At 76.5% G+C, this 17,141-nt stretch carries 15 protein-coding genes; 9 read left to right on the top strand and 6 right to left on the bottom strand.

Translation table 11 applies throughout. The features are described 5' to 3' along the window. Window positions 1–22 precede the first annotated feature (22 nt). The 3 genes from G1H19_RS12810 to G1H19_RS12800 all read left to right on the top strand — a co-directional run bounded on the left by G1H19_RS12810 (window position 23) and on the right by G1H19_RS12800 (window position 2,726). On the top strand, window positions 23–760 hold the full coding sequence (locus tag G1H19_RS12810) for a cobalt-precorrin-6A reductase (RefSeq protein WP_174278049.1): 738 nt from the start codon (window positions 23–25) through the stop codon (window positions 758–760). Beyond that, entirely contained in the window at window positions 757–1,401 is a 645-nt protein-coding gene (locus G1H19_RS12805; protein WP_162392966.1) for an HAD family hydrolase, read from the top strand. Before G1H19_RS12810 ends, G1H19_RS12805 begins: the two co-directional genes overlap by 4 nt. 299 nt (window positions 1,402–1,700) lie before the next feature. Beyond that, a complete protein-coding gene (locus tag G1H19_RS12800) occupies window positions 1,701–2,726 on the top strand; it encodes a TerC family protein (protein ID WP_162392967.1) in 1,026 nt (341 codons plus the stop codon). Here the strand turns inward: G1H19_RS12800 and G1H19_RS12795 are convergent. Further along, window positions 2,707–3,663 carry a helix-turn-helix transcriptional regulator gene (locus G1H19_RS12795; RefSeq protein WP_152729523.1) on the bottom strand — a complete coding sequence of 319 codons (957 nt, stop codon included), beginning with the start codon at window positions 3,661–3,663 and terminating at the stop codon, window positions 2,707–2,709. The genes G1H19_RS12800 and G1H19_RS12795 overlap by 20 nt on opposite strands. Window positions 3,664–3,749: 86 nt before the next feature. Between G1H19_RS12795 and G1H19_RS12790 the strand changes: the two genes are divergently transcribed. From G1H19_RS12790 to G1H19_RS12780, 3 genes are read left to right on the top strand one after another with little or no spacing between them, the layout of a single operon-like run. Next, window positions 3,750–4,283, top strand: a complete 534-nt coding sequence (locus tag G1H19_RS12790; protein WP_174278050.1) for a DinB family protein — start codon at window positions 3,750–3,752, stop codon at window positions 4,281–4,283. Between the two features lie 56 nt (window positions 4,284–4,339). Then, window positions 4,340–6,058: a GTPase family protein gene (locus G1H19_RS12785; protein WP_162392968.1), complete on the top strand. Its 1,719-nt coding sequence runs from the start codon at window positions 4,340–4,342 to the stop codon at window positions 6,056–6,058. Further along, window positions 6,055–7,626, top strand: coding sequence for a YfjP family GTPase (locus G1H19_RS12780; RefSeq protein WP_322099362.1), 1,572 nt, complete (start codon window positions 6,055–6,057; stop codon window positions 7,624–7,626). The genes G1H19_RS12785 and G1H19_RS12780 overlap by 4 nt, the downstream gene beginning before the upstream one ends. A 226-nt stretch (window positions 7,627–7,852) precedes the next feature. On the opposite strand, the gene G1H19_RS12775 is transcribed toward G1H19_RS12780, so the two are convergent. After that, complete coding sequence (locus G1H19_RS12775; RefSeq protein ID WP_235928122.1) at window positions 7,853–9,082, bottom strand: MFS transporter; 1,230 nt, start codon at window positions 9,080–9,082, stop codon at window positions 7,853–7,855. Between the two features lie 173 nt (window positions 9,083–9,255). Here G1H19_RS12775 and G1H19_RS12770 point away from each other — a divergent pair, with 173 nt between their 5' ends. Continuing rightward, window positions 9,256–10,041, top strand: coding sequence for a hypothetical protein (locus tag G1H19_RS12770; RefSeq protein WP_152729527.1), 786 nt, complete (start codon window positions 9,256–9,258; stop codon window positions 10,039–10,041). On the opposite strand, the gene G1H19_RS24540 is transcribed toward G1H19_RS12770, so the two are convergent. The 3 genes from G1H19_RS24540 to G1H19_RS12755 are packed head-to-tail and all read right to left on the bottom strand — an operon-like array spanning window position 10,038 to window position 13,512. Next, window positions 10,038–11,573 carry a precorrin-2 C(20)-methyltransferase gene (locus tag G1H19_RS24540; protein ID WP_162392969.1) on the bottom strand — a complete coding sequence of 512 codons (1,536 nt, stop codon included), beginning with the start codon at window positions 11,571–11,573 and terminating at the stop codon, window positions 10,038–10,040. The genes G1H19_RS12770 and G1H19_RS24540 overlap by 4 nt on opposite strands. Then, window positions 11,570–12,193: a precorrin-8X methylmutase gene (locus G1H19_RS12760; RefSeq protein WP_162392970.1), complete on the bottom strand. Its 624-nt coding sequence runs from the start codon at window positions 12,191–12,193 to the stop codon at window positions 11,570–11,572. Before G1H19_RS12760 ends, G1H19_RS24540 begins: the two co-directional genes overlap by 4 nt. Then, window positions 12,190–13,512 carry a nitrite/sulfite reductase gene (locus G1H19_RS12755; protein WP_152729528.1) on the bottom strand — a complete coding sequence of 441 codons (1,323 nt, stop codon included), beginning with the start codon at window positions 13,510–13,512 and terminating at the stop codon, window positions 12,190–12,192. The genes G1H19_RS12760 and G1H19_RS12755 overlap by 4 nt, the downstream gene beginning before the upstream one ends. Window positions 13,513–13,644: 132 nt before the next feature. Between G1H19_RS12755 and G1H19_RS12750 the strand changes: the two genes are divergently transcribed. Beyond that, complete coding sequence (locus tag G1H19_RS12750) at window positions 13,645–13,974, top strand: tetratricopeptide repeat protein (RefSeq protein WP_235909578.1); 330 nt, start codon at window positions 13,645–13,647, stop codon at window positions 13,972–13,974. A 72-nt stretch (window positions 13,975–14,046) separates the two neighbouring features. Here G1H19_RS12750 and G1H19_RS12745 read toward each other — a convergent pair whose 3' ends face one another. Further along, entirely contained in the window at window positions 14,047–15,756 is a 1,710-nt protein-coding gene (locus G1H19_RS12745) for a TIGR03767 family metallophosphoesterase (protein WP_162392971.1), read from the bottom strand. A gap of 299 nt (window positions 15,757–16,055) precedes the next feature. Here G1H19_RS12745 and G1H19_RS12740 point away from each other — a divergent pair, with 299 nt between their 5' ends. After that, window positions 16,056–17,138: a quaternary amine ABC transporter ATP-binding protein gene (locus tag G1H19_RS12740; RefSeq protein ID WP_152729530.1), complete on the top strand. Its 1,083-nt coding sequence runs from the start codon at window positions 16,056–16,058 to the stop codon at window positions 17,136–17,138. Window positions 17,139–17,141 lie beyond the last annotated feature (3 nt).

Genomic DNA, 17,141 nt, shown 5'->3' with positions numbered 1-17,141 from the left:
GAAGGGCGGTCAGGTGGCGGCGGTGAGCGGGCCGGTGCTGGTGCTCGGCGGCACCGGGGAGGCGCGCGAGCTGGCCGCGGCGCTGGTGGCCGCGGGGGTCGACGTGCTGACCTCGCTGGCCGGCCGGGTCGCCGACCCGGTGCTGCCCGCGGGGGCCACCCGGGTCGGTGGCTTCGGCGGCGCCGACGGGCTGGCCGCCTGGATCCAGGAGCACCGGCCGCGCGCGGTGGTCGACGCCACGCACCCGTTCGCGGCCCGGATCACCGCCTCCGCGGCTGCGGCGGCAGCGGTCACCGGCGTGCGGCTGCTCCGGCTGCACCGACCCGGCTGGACGGCGCAGCCCGGGGACGACTGGCGGTGGGTGGACTCGCTGGCCGGGGCCGCTGCCGCGGTCGCCGGGCACCGGAGCGTCTTCGTCACCACCGGCCGGCAGGGGGTGGGTGCCTTCGCCGGGCTGCGCGGCCGGGTGCTGGTGCGCGCCGTCGACCCGCCGACCGAGCCGCTGCCACCGGGGGCCACCCTCGTGCTGGCCCGCGGGCCGTTCTCGCTCGCCGACGAGCGGGCGCTGCTGCGCGAGCACGCCGTCGACGTCGTCGTCACCAAGGACTCCGGAGGTCACATGACCGAGGCCAAGCTGCAGGCCGCACGCGAGCTCGGCGTCCCGGTGGTGCTGGTGCGCCGGCCCCGGCCGCCGGACGGCGTCACGGTGGTCGACTCGGTGGCCGCGGCGGTCGCCTGGACCACGGGCGGGCCGGCGTGAGCCGGCTCGTCCTGTTCGACCTCGACGGCACCATCGTCGACTCGGCGCCCGGGATCACCGCCTCGGTGCGGGTGGCGGTCGCCGGGCTGGGCCTGCCGGAGCCGACAGCCGCGCAGCTGCAGGCGATGGTCGGCCCGCCGCTGTGGGAGGGGTTCGCCGACGTCATCGGCGTGCCCGAGGCCGACGTCGAGCGCGCCGTGGTGGCCTACCGCGCGCACTACAGCGCGGGGGCGATGCTCGAGGCGCCGGTGTACCCGGGGGTCCGCGAGCTGCTGCAGGAGCTGCGCGCGGCCGGCTGCACCCTGGCCGTGGCCACCAGCAAGCCCGCGGACTCCGCGCTGCGCATCCTGGCCCACGTCGGCCTGCGGGACGCCGTCGACTCGGTGCACGGCGCGACCTTCGACGGCACCGTGCGGCACAAGGAGCAGGTGGTGGGCCTCGCGCTCGCCGCCCACCCGGACGGGGAGCGGCCGGTGCTGGTCGGCGACCGGGCGCAGGACGTGCTCGGCGCGCGGGTGCACGGGCTGCCCTGCATCGGCGCCGGCTGGGGTCCCGCCCCGGAGGGCGAGCTGGTGGCCGCGGGTGCCGCCGTCGTCGTCGCGACCCCGGGTGAGGTGCCCGCCGCGCTGGCTGCCCTCTGACCGGTCGGTCGCCGATGTCGCCATGTCGACACGGCGCAGAGTCGACAGGGCGGGGTGTCGACAGGGCGGGGTGTCGACAGGGCGGGGTGTCGACACGGCGGGAGGTCGACATGGCGGCCTGTCGACACGGCGCGGGGCGTGCGGTCTTGACAGCACGCCCTGGTGGACCTTTCAATCAGATCACCGTGAGGGGAGTAGCCCCGAGCGCCCCGTCGTCAGTACGGCCCGGCCATCCGGGCTCGGCGGGGTGGGCTCCGGCTGGGCGAGACCTCTGGTCAGAACGCTGACTGGAGGCTGGTGTGTCCGTCCCGTTGTGGTTGTGGGCGTCCGTGCTCGGTTTCATCCTCGCGATGCTCGCCGTCGACCTGCTCGCGCACCGTCGTGCGCACGTGATCAGCGTCCGGGAGGCGGCGGCCTGGTCGCTGGTCTGGGTCGCCTTCGGCGTCGCGTTCGGCGGGTTCATCTGGTGGCGCTACGGCGCCGAGCTCGGTCAGCAGTACTTCGCCGGCTACGTCATCGAGAAGTCCCTGGCCGTGGACAACGTGTTCGTCTGGGCGATCGTGTTCGGGTTCTTCGCCGTCCCACGCGAGTTCCAGCACCGGGTGCTGTTCCTCGGCGTGCTGGGTGCCCTGGTGTTCCGCGGCATCTTCATCGCCGCCGGTGCGGTGCTCATCGAGAACGTCGCGTGGGTGCTCTACGTGTTCGCCGCCTTCCTGCTCTACACCGGCTGGCGGATGATCCGGCAGCGCAACGAGCACATCGACGTCGAGAACTCCCGCGCCCTGCGGTGGTTCCGCCGGTACGTGCCGATGACCGACGCCTTCCACGGCCAGCGGCTGCTCGTCCGGCGCGGCGGCGTGCTGCTGGCGACCCCGCTGCTCGCCGTCCTGGTGCTGATCGAGGTCACCGACATCGTGTTCGCGGTCGACTCGATCCCGGCCATCTTCGCGGTCACCGACGAGGCCTTCCTGGTGTTCACCGCCAACGCGTTCGCCATCCTGGGGCTGCGGGCGATGTACTTCCTGCTCGCCGACCTGGTCCACCGGTTCGTCTACCTGAAGCTCGGCCTGGCGCTGGTGCTCATCTGGGTCGGCATCAAGATGCTGCTCAAGATCGACGTCTTCTACATCCCGACGACGATCTCGCTGGCCGTGGTGGCCACGATCATCGGCGTCTCGATCGCGGCCAGCCTGCGGGCCACCCGCGGGCAGCAGCGCCACGCCCTCCCGCAGCCCGCGCAGCCGCCCTTCCGGGTGGCCACCGAGGAGGAGACCGCCGAGCTGGAGCCGCTGTGGCGCCGCCCCGTCAGCTCACCGCGCGGGTGAAGAGCTCGGCGCACCGGCGGAGGTGCTCGACCAGGGCGGGCGGCTCCTCCACGGTGAACTCCGCCCCCAGCGAGCCCAGCACCATCGCCGGCCAGTCGAAGGCGTCCGTGGCCATCCGCAGCCGGCACCGGTCGGGGCCGAGGTCCTCCACGTCGCCCCAGCGGCCGACGTGCTCGCGCACCCGGGCCGCAGGGAGCTCAACCACGGCGGCCACCGCGTGCGCCGTCGCCCGCGGGCCCGTCCCGGCCTGCACGAAGGCCGCGGCGTCCTCGGCGGGCAGCCGGCGCGGGGCGAACCGGGCGCCGGTGCCGGCCGGTCGCTGCAGCCGGTCGAGGCGGAAGCTCCGCCAGTCCGCCCGCTCTACGTCGTAGGCGACCAGGTACCAGCGGCGCCCGAGCGACACCAGCCGATGCGGCTCGACGTGCCGGTCGCTGACCCTCCCGTCGGCGGCGGTGTAGCCGAAGCGCAGCCGCTCGTCGTCCCGGCAGGCCTGGGCGAGCGTGGTCAGGACGGTGGGCTCGACCACCTCGCCGGCCCGCTCCCAGGCGCCGGGCACGGTGACGGCGTGCAGCGCGTCGACCCGCCGGCGCAGCCGCTGCGGCATCACCCGGACCAGCTTCGTCAGTGCCCGCACCGACGACTCGGCCATGCCGGCGACCGCGGAGGACGCCGCCGCCTGCAGCCCGACGGCGATCGCGACGGCCTCCTCGTCGTCCAGGACGAGCGGGGGCAGCGCGGCGCCGGGGCTCAGCTGGTACCCGCCGTCGACGCCGCGGCTGGCCCGCACCGGGTAGCCGAGCTCGCGGAGCCGGTCGACGTCCCGGCGCAGCGTGCGCGGCGAGACCTCCAGCCGGTCGGCCAGCTCGTTGCCCGGCCAGTGCCGGTGGGTCTGCAGCAGCGAGAGCAGCTGGAGCATCCGGGTGCTCGTCTGGGCCATGCCCCCAGTCTGCTGCCATTGCGGTCAGGAACTGACCGGAGTGTTCTCTAGCGTCGACCCCACGACGAGCGATGGAGGGCACGGACATGACCAGCACCGAGGTACGGACGACGGAGGAGACCACCATGGACCGCGAGCGGGCAGACCTGCTGCAGATCCTGGCCACGCGCCGGCACTTCCTGCGGCACACCGCGCAGGGGCTCACCGACGAGCAGGCCGGCCTGCGCCCGACCGCCAGCGAGCTGTGCATCGGCGGGCTGGTCAAGCACGTCACCCTGGTGGAGGCCGGGTGGGCCGCGTTCATGTCCGGCGGCGCCGAGCGGATGGCCGCGGCGAACGAGCACACCGACTGGCTGGGCCAGTTCCGGATGCAGCCCGGCGAGACCCTGGCCGCCGTGCTGGAGCGCTACGCGGAGGTGGCCGCGCGCACCGACGAGCTGGTGCGCACACTGCCCAGCCTGGACGCCGCGCACCCGCTCCCCGAGGCGCCGTGGTTCGAGCCGGGGGCCTCCTGGTCGGCCCGCCAGGTGGTGCTGCACATCGTCGGCGAGACCGCGCAGCACGCCGGCCACGCCGACATCCTGCGCGAGACGATCGACGGGCAGAAGTCCATGGGCTGACCGCGGCGACCGGCGGGGGAGGGGTAGGACCCCGCTGACCTGGGCATGATCGCCTGGTGCAGACCCTCCCCGCCGCCACCCGGCTGCCCGACGCCCTGCAGGCGCTGCGCGACCAGGTCGCCGCCGCGCCGCTCGGCCTGGCCACCGCCGAGCGGGACCACGCCGTACGCGCCGCGCGCGCTGTGGTGGACCAGATCGACGACTACCTGCTGCCCCGGCTGCGCGACCTGGACGCCCCGCTGCTGACCGTGGTCGGTGGCTCCACCGGCGCCGGCAAGTCGACCCTGGTCAACAGCGTGATCGGCGCGCCGGTGTCGATGCCCGGTGTGCTCCGGCCGACCACCCGGGCGCCGGTGCTGGTCTGCTCCACCGCCGACCGGGCCGCCTTCGCCGACGACCGCGTCCTGCCCGGCCTCGCCCGGGCCACCGGGGAGTCGCTCGCCGACGCCGGTCCCGGCGCGCTGCGGCTGGTCGCCCGTGACGACGTCCCGGCGGGGCTGGCCCTGATCGACGCCCCGGACGTCGACTCGGTGGTCGAGGCCAACCGAGACCTCGCCGGCCAGCTGCTGTCCGCGGCCGACCTGTGGGTGTTCGTGACCACCGCCGCCCGCTACGCCGACGCCGTCCCGTGGGACCTGCTGCGAACGGCGCAGGAGCGCGGCACCGCGCTGGCCGTCGTGCTCGACCGGGTGCCGACCGACGCCGTCCGCGAGGTGGCCGACGACCTGGCCGGGATGCTGCAGCGGGCCGGGTTGAGCGGCGCCCGGCTGTTCGTCGTGGAGGAGCGCCCGCTGGTCGACGGCATGCTGCCCGCGGACCAGGTGGCGCCGCTGCGCGAGTGGCTGTTCGCGCTGGCTGCCGACCAGGAGCAGCGGGCCGCCGTCGTCCGGCAGACCCTGCAGGGTGCGCTGGAGAGCCTCGACGGCCGGGTCGCCGGCCTGGTGACCGCCGTCCAGGCCCAGCACGCTGCCGCCGGCTCCCTGCGCCAGGCCGCCGACGCCGCCTACGCCGAGGCACGCGACGGCATCGATGAAGGGGTGCGTAGCGGCACCCTGCTGCGCGGGGAGGTGCTGGCCCGCTGGCAGGAGTTCGTCGGCACCGGCGAGTGGATGCGTAACCTGCAGTCCGGGGTGGGGAGGCTGCGCGACCGGCTGACCGCCTCGCTGACCGGCCGGCCCACCCCGGCCGACGACCTGCGCGGTGCGCTGGAGTCCAGCGTCGAGCAGCTGCTGCGGGCCGAGGCCGACCGGGCCGCCGAGCGCACCGTCACCGCCTGGCGGGCACTGCCCGGCGGCCCCGCGCTGGTGGCCGGCCGGCAGGACCTGGAGGGCGTGTCGCCGCAGTTCACCGGCATCGCCGCCGACGAGGTGCGGAGCTGGCAGGGCGTCGTGCTCGACCTGGTCCGCACCGAGGGCGCCGGCCGCCGGACCCGGGCCCGGTTCATGTCCTGGGGCATCAACGGCGCCGGCGCGGTGGTCATGGTCGCCGTCTTCGCCTCCACCGGCGGGCTCACCGGCGGCGAGGTCGCCGTGGCCGGCGGCACGACCGCGGTGGGCCAGCGGGTGCTGGAGGCGGTGTTCGGCGACGCCGCCGTCCGCGCGCTGGCCGACCGGGCCCGCGCCGACCTGTCCGCCCGCGCCGACCGGCTGCTGGGCGAGGAGCAGGACCGCTTCGACGCGCTGCTCGACGCCGTCGCCCCCGCCCCCGAGGCGGCCGACGAGCTGACCGACGCCGCCCAGACCCTGGCGCGCGCCCGGCAGCAGGACGCCCGGTGATCCGCCGGCGCGAGCTCTCCCTCGCCGACCGGCTGACAGCGCTGCGCGACGCCGTCGAGATCGCCGACGGCCGGCTCGAGGTGCCGGAGGTCTCGAACGCGCGGGCGCTGCTGGCCAAGGCGGGGGCCCGCGAGGCGCTGGGCACGGCCACCGTCGTCGCGCTGGCAGGCGCCACCGGCAGCGGCAAGTCGACGCTGTTCAACGCGCTCTCCGGCGGCGACGTGAGCGTGCCCGGGGTGCGTCGGCCGACCACCGGTGTCGCGCACGCCACCGTGTGGGGCGACGCGCAGGACCGGCTGCTGGACTGGCTGCAGGTGCCGCGCCGGCACGCCGCCGCCCTCGACCCCCGGCTCGACGGGCTGGTGCTGCTCGACCTCCCCGACCACGACAGCGTGCGGATGGAGAACCGGCTCGAGGTCGACCGGCTCGTGGAGCTGGTCGACGTCCTGGTGTGGGTGCTCGACCCGCAGAAGTACGCCGACGCCGCCGTCCACCAGCGCTACCTCGTGCCGCTCGCCGGCCACGCCGGGGTGCTCTACGTCGTGCTCAACCAGGTCGACCGGCTCGACGAGCTCGCCGCCAAGGCCTGCGTCGCCGACCTGCGCGGGCTGCTGGACTCGGAGGGACTGGCCGGGACGCCGCTGCTCCCGGTGTCGGCGCGCACCGGCGACGGGGTCGAGGAGCTGCGCGCCCAGCTGGCCACCCGGGTCGCGGCGCGCCGGGCGGCCACCGACCGGCTGACCGCCGACGTCCGGGGCGCGGCCGGGGCGTTGGCCGAGCACTGTGGCTCCGGAGGCAGCGAGCTGGGACGGGACGAGCGGGAGGGCCTGACCGAGGCGCTGGCGTCCGCGGCCGGGGTGCCCACCGTCGTCGCGGCGGTCGAGCGGTCCGCGCGCCGGCGGGGGACCGCCGCCACCGGCTGGCCCGTCGTCCGCTGGACCGGGAAGCTGCGGGCCGACCCGCTGAAGCGGCTGCACCTGGGCAACGAGGAGTCCCGCACGTCGCTGCCCGAGGCCGGCGCCGTGCAGCGCGCCGGCGTCAGCACCGCGCTGCGGCGGGCCCGGGACGGCGCCGGCGACGGGCTGCCCCAGGCCTGGCGCGACGAGCTGCGCCGCACCGCCGAGGTCTCGGAGGACCGGCTGGCCGGCGAGCTGGACCGGGCCGTCGCCGGGGCGGACCTCGGCCCCGACCGGACGCCGTTCTGGCAGCGCGGCGTCGGCGGCCTGCAGTGGCTGCTCATGCTGGTGGCGCTGGCCGGGGCGCTGTGGCTGCTCGGGCTGGTCGTGCTCGGGTGGCTGCAGCTGGACGACGTCGTCCCGCTGCCCCGGGTGGAGGGCATCCCGCTGCCGACGCTGCTGCTGGTCGGCGGGCTGCTGGCCGGGTTGCTGCTCGCGCTCGTCGCCCGCCCGCTGGTCGCGATGGGCGCGCGGCGGCGGGGCAGACAGGCGCGGCGGGCGCTCACCGAGCGGGTCGACCAGGTCGCCCAGGACGAGGTACTGGAGCCCCTCGCCGCCGCCCGCTTCGACCACCAGCGCTACTGCGAGGCCGTCACCCGCGCCCGCTCCTGACCTCACGGCCGGGTCGACACCCGTCGCCCCGCCGCAACCGACAGGAACCCCCCGCCACGATGGCCATCGTGGCGGTCTCCGAACGGCGGCCTCAGGCGGCGGGCGCCGCCACAACCAACACGAACTCCCCGCCACAATGGCCATCGTGGCGGGTGGGTGGTGTCGCAAGAGGCGCCACAACCGACACGAACTCCCCGCCACGATGGCCATCTTGGCGGAAGGGGGGTCAGGCGGGGGTGTCGGCGGGGGCGCGGGCCAGGGACGGCGCGGCGGTGCGGCGCTGCTGGAGGAGCAGGCCCACGACGGCGACCAGCGCCGAGAGCACCACCACGACGCCGAAGACCTCCGCGGTCGCGGCCAGACCCCACCGCCCGGAGGCGACCCCGGCGGCGACGGCGGGCACGCTGAAGCTCACGTAGCCGAAGGTGAACAGCGCCGACATCAGCCCGGCCCGGGAGCCGGGGGCGACGTCCTGGGTGACCACGGCGACCGAGCCCAGGAACGCCGCCCCGAAACCCCAGCCGGACACGACGGCGGTGAGGAAGTACAGCCACGTCCAGGCGGTGAGCAGCGAGACGACGGTGCCGGCGACGCCGGTCGCGAAGACCAGCGCGCCCACCAGCAGCGACCGGCGCGGCGCGGCGTTGCGCATGGCCAGCGACGCGATCACCCCGGTGCCGTTGATCGCCGCCACCCCGAGCGTGCCCAGGAAGTGGTCGTCGATGCCGAACACCTCGGCCGACAGCGACGGCCCGAGCGAGGCGGCCAGGCCACCGAAGGCCCAGGTGGCGGCCAGGCAGGGCATGACCAGCAGGAACGGCCGGCGCTGCGGCGGCGGCACGGTGAGCGTGGGCCGCAGCGAGGCACGCGCCCCGGGGCGCCGCGGGGAGGACTCCGGCAGGACGAGCAGCACGCCCACGGCGAACAGCAGGAACAGGGCGGTGAGCACGCCGAACACCCACTCGGTGGGCGCCGGCACGAACTCCACCAGCAGGCCGGCGCCGACTGCGCCCACGGCCAGACCCAGCCCCGGGGTCGCGCTGTTGACCACCGGGGCGAGCGGCCGGTCGCGGGCCTGCAGGTCCATCAGCGCCGCCCCGAACGCGCCGGTCATCGCGCCGGTGGCGAAGCCCTGCACGACCCGGGCGGCGAGCAGCCACCCGACGCCGTCCGCGAGCAGGAACAGCACCATCCCGGCCGCCTGCACCACCAGCCCGACCACGAGCACCGGACGCCGCCCGATGTGGTCCGACAGTGCGCCGACCACCAGCAGCGAGGCCAGCAGCGCCAGCGCGTACACGGCGAAGACGACGGTCAGCAGACCGGAGGAGAAGCCGAACTCCTCCTGGTAGACCCGGTACAGCGGCGACGGGACACCGGAGGAGACCAGCACGAGCAGGTAGACGGCTGCCACGGCCCAGAAGGCGGGCGCTCCGGTCAGTCGACGGCTGGGCACGTGGAGCTGCAAGCGCCGGGGCCGACGTCCTGTTCCCGCGCCGTGCGCCCGGTCCGGGCCGCGGCTCCGAGACCGCACGGGGCAGCGTCCGCTCGTGTCCCGCGGGAGCCCGGGGGTGCCGTCGCCTAGCCTCGGCGGCGCGAGTCATCCGGCGGCGGACAGGAGCGAGGACGGTGCGTGCGACCCCCGGCCCCGTCACCGGGGCCGAGACCGAGCGTCGGCTGGTGCGGCTGCGCTGGACGCAGCCGCCCGAGCGGCCGTCCCTGGTGCGGATCGGCGACCTCACCCAGGCACTGGACCTGCTGGCCGCCTACGTGCTGCTGGCCGTGCTGCCCAGCCAGGCCCGGCCGGAGGTGCCGACGCACCCGGTGGGGATGACCGGCCGGGTGGCCGGCCTGCCCACCCCCGGCCGGGACGGCGGCCTGCCCGGGCGCGACGGCACCGTGCTCGTCGAGCTGCGGTCCGCGGCGACGGTCGAGCTGGTGCTGCTGGCCTCGGCCAGCGTCGCGTCCGCGCTGCACGTCGTCCTCTCCGCGGCCGACCGGCCGGAGGGGCCGGCCGAGACGGTGCAGGCGGTGCGCTCCCGCACCCGCTCGGCGCTGGCCGGCATCGACCTGGCGCAGGAGCTGGCCCGGGGCCAGGAGCAGGTCACCCGGATGCGCCGGCTGGACGCCACCGCCGACCAGGTCGCCTCGGTGGAGACCGAGCTGCGCTCGCTGCGCTGCGCGCTGGAGATCCGCAACGAGCTGCGCCGGCACCCCGAGGTCACCGCCGAGCGCACCGCGGCCTTCGACCGGCTGCGCTGGCTGCTGCCCGAGGACAGCAACCGCGGCCACACGCCGGCCGCGAGCCGCGGCTACGACGCCGCGGTCGGGCAGCTGGTCCGCCGGCTCGCCGAGGTCGCCGGGCCGGCCCTGTCCGCCGAGCTGTCCGACGCCCGCCTGCAGCTGCCCGACTAGCGGCCCGGGTGGCGGCGGGAGGTGAAGACCTGCCCGGACGGCGTCACCCGGGTCTGCGACGAGCCGATCAGCACCAGGCAGCGCATGTCCACCGTCGCCGGGTCGAGCTCGGCCAGGGTGGTCACGGTCAGCTCCTCGGCCGGCCCGCCGACGTCCCGCCCGACCACGACGACGGTCTCCGGCCCGCGGTGCTCCCGGACCACGTCCAGTGCCTCGCCGAGCTGGTGCGGGCGGGCCTTCGACCGGGGGTTGTAGAGCGCCAGCACCAGGTCGGCCGCGCCCACGTGCCGCAACCGGTCGACGATCAGCGTCCACGGCTTGAGCACGTCGGACAGCGACATGACGCAGAAGTCGTGCCCCAGCGGCGCACCCACCCGCGACGCGACCGCCTGCGCCGCGGTGATCCCCGGCAGCACCCGCACCCCGACGTCGGCGAAGCGCGGCTCGGCCGCCACCTCCAGCACCGCCGCGGCCATCGCGAACACCCCCGGGTCGCCGGAGGACACGACCGCCACCCGCCGGCCGTCCCGGGCCAGCTCCAGGGCGTGTGCCGCGCGCTCGGCCTCGACCCGGTTGTCACTGGGGTACCGGGTCTGCCGCGGGTTGGCCGGCACCCGGTCCAGGTACGGGCCGTAACCGACCAGCACGTCGGCGGCGGCGAGGGCCTCGGCGGCCTCCGGCGTCGTCCAGCTGCGCTTGCCCGGGCCGAGCCCGACCACGACCACCTCGGCGGTGCCGGTCGCGGGTGCGGTGCCCGCGGCGCGGGGCCGGCCGGGCTGGGTCAGCGGGCTGGGCAGCAGGGCGAGGGAGAAGTACGGCACGGTGTCCGGGTCGACCTCGGCCAGCGGCAGGGTGCGCTGCCGGTCGCTGGTGGCCCGCTCCACGTACAGCGCCCGGTCCAGCACGCCGGCCCGGTCGAAGGCCTCGCGGACGGCGGGGAACGTGCGGCCGAGCTTCATCACCGCGGCGCTGTCGGTGGTGGCCAGCCACTCGGCGAGCTCGTCGGCGTCCATCGTGCCGGGCAGCACGGTGAGCACCTCGTCCCGCTCCACCAGCGGGCGGCCCACGGCGGCCGCGGCGCCGCTGACGCTGGTCACCCCGGGCACGACCTCGGTGGGGTAGCGGTGCGCGAGCCGCTTGTGCATGTGCATGTAGGAGCCGTAGAAGAACGGGTCGCCCTCGGCGAGCACGACGACGTCGCGCCCGGCGTCCAGGTGGGCGGCGAGCCGTGCGGCGGCGGCCTCGTAGAACTCGTCGATGGCGCCCTGGTAGCCACCGGGGTGGTCGGTGGTCTCGGTGGTGACCGGGTAGACCAGCAGTTCCTCGACCTGGTCGGGGCGCAGGTAGGGCTCGGCGATCCCGCGGGCCACCGACCGTCCGTGCCGTGCGGCGTGGAACGCGACCACGTCGGCGGCGGCGATCAGCCGGGCGGCCTTGACGGTGACCAGCTCGGGGTCACCCGGGCCGAGCCCGACGCCGTAGAGCCGACCGGTGGTGCCGGCCTCTGCCGGGGTGCCGGGCCGCCCGCTCACTCCGCCTCGCTCGCGATCGCGTTGACCGCGGCGGCGGTGATGGCGCTGCCACCCCGCCGGCCGCGGACGACGAGGAAGTCCAGGTCGGAGGCGGCCAGGGCGTCCTTGCTCTCCACGGCGCCGATGAAGCCGACCGGGATGCCGATCACCGCGGCCGGGCGTGGGGCGCCGTCGGCGACCATCTCCAGCAGGTGGAACAGCGCGGTCGGCGCGTTGCCGATCGCGACCACGGCACCGTCGAGCCGGTCGCCCCACAGGTGCATCGCCGCGGCGGTGCGGGTGGTGCCCATCTCGCGGGCCAGGCCCGCGGTGCGCGGGTCGTTGAGCGTGCAGATGACGTCGTTGTCCTTCGGCAGCCGGCGGCGGGTGACCCCGGCGGCGACCATCTGGGCGTCGCAGAGCACCGGTGCGCCGGCGTGCAGCGCCTCCCGCGCACGCGCCACCACGTCTGGCGACCAGGCCACGTCCCGCACCAGGTCGACCTGGCCGCAGGCGTGGATCATCCGCACCGTCACCTGGGCGACGTCGGCGGGCAGGCCGGACAGGTCGGCCTCGGCCCGGATCATCGCGAAGGACTGGCGGTAGATCTCGGCGCCGTCGTGCTCGTACTGGTAGCTCACAGGTCCTCGTCGACTCGGTGCTGATCGGGTGCGGGCTGATCGGGGGCGGGCTGGTCGGGTGCGGGGGGGTCGGGTGCCGGTGGGCTCGGTGCGGTGACGACGTAGCCGGCGGGTGCGTCGGCGGACGGCGCCACCGCGAGCACGTCGACCACCTCGCCGTGCGGTGAACCGCACCGGCGGGCACAGCCGGCCCAGTGCTGGCGGGCGCCGCCGGCGGGCAGCGTGCCCGCGGCGACCGCGGCCAGCGCGTCACCTCGCACGTCGGCCAGCGACCGCGCGCAGCCGGGGCTGCCGGCACACGTGGTCACCTGCAGCCACGGGCTGGCCGCGTCGAAGACGACGCCGGTGCGGTACAGGTCGACGGCGGCGTCGTCGACGGCGTCCTCGGCCAGGTCGGGGACGACGACGCTGCGCCACGGGGTCAGCTGCACCTGCGCGGCCAGGCCGGCGAGCAGCTCGGCCTGGCCGGCGGTGAGCCGCCCGAGCGGCACGACCCCGATCAGCGCCGTCCGGCCGTCGAGCTGGGCGACCGCGCCGACCGGGCCCACCAGCGGTGCCGCGGGCACCGCCACGAGGTCGCGCGGGTCGACGCCGAGCGTCCCGGGGGCAGAGCCGGTGGGGTGACCGGCCCGGGTGCCGGCCAGCCGGGCCGCGACGCGGGCGGGTCCGTCGGTGAGCTCGGCCAGTCGCCACGCGGTGCCGCCCTGGGCCGTCCGCTCCGCGGCGAAGGCCCGGGTCGCGGCCAGCGCGAGAACCACCGCGCCGGCGGGGTCGGTGCGCAGGCCGGAGTCGGTGCCGGCCAGCAGCAGTGCCACCGTGCCCGCGTCCAGCGCCAGCAGGCCGACGTCGCCCCCCAGGCCGGCGACGTCGCCGCGGCCGTCGTCCAGGGTGGCGAGGTAGCGGCCGGGCAGGTCGGCCAGACCGGGGTCGGCGCACAGGCCCGCGTCCAGGGCCGGGACCCAGGGCCGGGCGTCGAGGTGCCCGCTGCCGTCCCGGCCGGACAGCGTGGAGGCCAGCACGTTGCGCACCCGCTCGTGGGTGGCGCTGGGCAGCAGGCCCGCGCCGGCGAGCCGGTCGCCGAGCTCGGGTCCCACGCCGGCGGCGAGCCCGCGCAGCTGCAGGTTGCCGCGGCTGGTCATCTCCAGGTGCCCGTCGCCCAGGTCCCGCGCCGCGGCGGCGAGCACCCGCAGCTGGGACGCCGTCAGCATCCCGCCGGGCACGCGCACCCGGGCCAGGCCCCCGTCGGCCGCGGGGTGGGTCTGCAGCGCACCCGGGCAGGCGTCCACGCGGGTGCGGGGGAGTCCGGGGGCGGCGGTCATGGCGCACGCGAGGCTACGTCGGTGCCGGCGCGGGTGCGTCGACCGGCGTGCGCCGGCCGCTCGGCGCACCAGGCGGCGGGAACAAGACCGGCCGGTCGCCGGTTACGGCCCGTGTCTGGGAGAGGACGGCTGATGACCGAGATGACGATGTTCGACGTGTACGACGAGTTCCGCCGCGCGGAGCTCTACCTGGAGTCCGGGCGCCCGACCGACGCCGCCCGCATGCTGGAGACGGTGGTCGAGGCCGAACCCCGCAACGAGGCCGCACTGGAGCTGCTGGCCCGGGCCTACTTCGGCTCCGCCCAGCTGCAGCGCGCCGAGCGCACGCTGACCCGGCTGGTCGAGGCCTCGCCGTGCAACGCGTGGGCCCGCCGGGCGCTGGCCCGCACGATGGACCGGCAGAGCCGCGTGACCGAGGCCGCCACGCAGCACCGCATGGCCGACGTGCTCGGCGCCGCCTGAGCCCCGGATCGGGAGCCACCGCCGCCCCGTCCTCCCACCGGAGGGCGGGGCGGCGTCGTGTCCGGCGCCGGGTCACCGGCCGAGACCGGCCAGCGGGAACGGCGCCGGCAGCCGCAGGTCGGTGTTCCGGTCGGTGCGCAGCCCGGCCCGCGGCGAGTCCAGCCCGCCGCCCGGCACGTTCGCCGCCAGCTCCCGGTGCACCGCCGCCAGCCAGGGGCCGTCCCGCCGCCCCCCGGGTGCCGGCACCACCGGGCCGCCGTGGTCCAGCATCGTGGTCAGCACCGACAGCGTGCCGTCGCCGTTGTCGGCCAGCTCCAGCACCCGCGCCTGGCTCGGCCAGTCGGCCACCGCGCAGGTGGCCACCTCCCAGAACCCGGCGCCGTCCCCGCGCGGGTCGCGGTGGGCCCGGATGCCGTTGACGTGCGTGTGGCCGTTCACCCACAGCACCACGTTGGGGAAGCGGTGCAGCAGCGCGAGCAGCTCCGGCGCCCCGCTGAGCGGCGTGCCCTCCGGGCCGCGGTGGCCCCGGCTGTGCGTGAGCCGGTCGCTGCCGTGGTGGGAGAACAGCACCACCAGCCGGTCCTCGGCCCCGCTGCGCACCTCGCCGCCGTCCCGCGCGGTCCAGCGGGAGGAGCTGTCCTGCAGCACCCGCTCCAGCCACCGCAGCTGGTCGGCGTCCAGGCACCCGTCGCTGCCCCCGGCCAGGCAGTTGGTGTCCAGGCAGACGAAGCGCACCGGGCCGTCGTCCCAGGCGTAGTGCGCCGTGCCGTCGCGCAGGTTGGCCGCGGTGAAGCCGTGCCCGGCGGGACGGGCCCGCTCGGAGCAGTGCGCGGCCACGAACTCGGCCCGGGTCACCGGACGGCGGCCGCGGTCGGGGGTCACCGGCACGTCCAGCGTCGCGCAGAACACCTCCGGGCTGTCCAGGAACAGCTCCACCGCCCGGTCGGGGTCCAGCCCGCCGGCCAGCGCCGCGGGCTTGCGGCTGCCCACCAGGTGCCGGCCGAGTGCCGGGGTGAGCACGCCCATGCCCTGCGCCAGCGCCTCGTGGTTGCCGAAGCAGCCCAGCCACGGCACCTGCAGGCCGGGCGCCGGGAAGGCGGCCAGCGCGTCGTCCAGCAGGCCGGGCAGCCGGGGGAACCCGTACCGGGCCACGACCTCGTCCGGGTGGTCCCGGCCCAGGTGGTCCTCGGCCCGGTCGTGGGCCGGCGGGTGGCGGCCGTCGGGCACCCAGAAGCCGGTGCCCGGCCAGCGCGGGTGCTGCACGCCCTCGTACCCCGGGCCCCCGGAGTCCGGGCGTGCGGTGCCGCCCTCGAGGAGGGCCAGGAACAGGGTGAGCTCGTTCCACTGGGCGTTGTCCACGGCGTCGCCGGTGGTGAGCACCAGCTCCATCGGCGCCCCGGTGACCGGCCCGCCGGACACCCCGTTCAGCGCGCGGACCATCGCGTCCACGGCCCGGGCGGTCAGCGACTCCTGCGGCCGGTGCATCGGGATCAGGTCGGCGAAGCGCGGGTCGCCTCCCTGGGCGTCCAGGAACTCGAACCGGCCGGGTGACTGCACGTCGGCCAGCTGCAGGTCGGTCACGTGCCCGAAGCAGGCCACCGGACGCCGGCCCGGTGGCGCGGCGACGGCGTCCCGCTCGGGCACCAGGTCCAGCCGCACCGTGTGCCGCTCCCCGGGGGCGGGGGTCAGCGCGCGGTAGTCCGCGGCGCTGCCCCGGCGGAGCACCTCCCCGGCCGCGAGCGTCCGGGCGGTGGTGAGCACGGACGGGTGCTGACCGCTCACGGTGCCCTCCTGCTGAGGCTGTGCGGTGCGTGCCGACGCGGGGTGCCGGCCCAGGGGCGGTGCCCGGAGCGGCAGCCACGACGGTACGGGCCGGGGCGCGCCCCGGCACGGGCGCGACCGGGGCCACCGGGCCGGTGTGGCGCGCACGACCTGAGAGAAGGCGCCGACCCCGGTACCGTGCGGGGATCACCACCTTCCCCTCTCGTCGCACCCGCCCCGGGCGTCGCACCGGGACCGCGCCGCGCCCGGCGGGGCGCCGCGGGCGCAGGCCGCACGCCCCACCGCACGGAGAGGACGCCATGACCCTGCAGGTCCCTCCCGAGGTGACGGGGGTCCCGGCGTCCGGGCCGTCCGGCGGTGGCGAGCCCGCGATCTCCGTCCGCGGGCTGTGGAAGGTCTTCGGGCCCCGGGCCCGGGCCGTGCCCGGCTCCGCGGAGCTGCGGGCGCTGGGCCGGCAGGAGCTGATGGACCGCACCGGCTGCACCGCGGCGGTGCGCGACGTCTCCTTCGACGTCGCCCCGGGGGAGGTGTTCGTGGTCATGGGCCTGTCCGGGTCGGGCAAGTCCACCCTGGTGCGCTGCCTGACCCGGCTGGTCGAGCCCACGGCCGGGCAGGTGCTCGTGCAGGGCCGGGACATCTCGGCCGCCGACGACAAGGAGCTGCGCGAGCTGCGGCGGCACGTGTTCTCGATGGTCTTCCAGCACTTCGGCCTGCTGCCGCACCGCCGGGTGCTGGACAACGTGGCCTACGGCCTGGAGGTCGCCGGCGTCGGCAAGGCCGAGCGCACCCGCCGGGCCAACGAGGTCATCGAGCTGGTCGGGCTCGCCGGCTACCAGGACTTCCATCCCGACCAGCTCTCCGGCGGCATGCAGCAGCGGGTGGGGCTGGCCCGCGCGCTGGCCGGCGACCCGCAGGTGCTGTTCTTCGACGAGCCGTTCTCCGCGCTGGACCCGCTGATCCGGCGGGACATGCAGGAGGAGGTCGTCCGGCTGCACCACGAGGTCGGCAAGACGATGGTCTTCGTCACCCACGACCTGTCCGAGGCGTTGAAGCTGGGCGACCGGATCCTGATCATGCGCGACGGCCGGCAGGTGCAGTGCGGCACCGGTGACGAGCTGGTCGGCGCCCCGGCCGACGACTACGTGCGCGACTTCGTGCGCGAGGTGCCCCGGGCCGACGTGCTCACCCTGCGTTGGATCATGCGCCCGGTGCGGCCCGACGACCTGCTCGACGGGCCCGAGATGGGCCCGGACGTCGTCGTGCGCGAGGCGACCCGGGCGGTGCTGCGCGCCGACCGGCCGGTCAAGGTCGTGCGCGACGGCGAGCTGGTCGGCATCGTGGGTGACGAGGAGATCCTCGCCGTCGTCGCCGGGGAGCGCTGAGGC

This window comes from Goekera deserti (assembly GCF_010685995.1).
In the GTDB taxonomy this organism is placed as follows: domain Bacteria; phylum Actinomycetota; class Actinomycetes; order Mycobacteriales; family Geodermatophilaceae; genus Goekera; species Goekera deserti.
The sequence above is the reverse complement of the archived record's forward strand: the minus strand, read 5'-3'. Positions and strand labels throughout refer to the sequence as shown.

Excerpts from the sequence above, each read along its gene's own strand:
- G1H19_RS12795 (WP_152729523.1), bottom strand. The coding sequence starts at position 3,663 with ATGGCCCAGACGAGCACCCGGATGCTCCAGCTGCTCTCGCTGCTGCAG.
- G1H19_RS12790 (WP_174278050.1), top strand. The coding sequence starts at position 3,750 with ATGACCAGCACCGAGGTACGGACGACGGAGGAGACCACCATGGACCGC.
- G1H19_RS12755 (WP_152729528.1), bottom strand. The coding sequence starts at position 13,512 with ATGACCGCCGCCCCCGGACTCCCCCGCACCCGCGTGGACGCCTGCCCG.
- G1H19_RS12750 (WP_235909578.1), top strand. The coding sequence starts at position 13,645 with ATGACCGAGATGACGATGTTCGACGTGTACGACGAGTTCCGCCGCGCG.
- G1H19_RS12740 (WP_152729530.1), top strand. The coding sequence starts at position 16,056 with ATGACCCTGCAGGTCCCTCCCGAGGTGACGGGGGTCCCGGCGTCCGGG.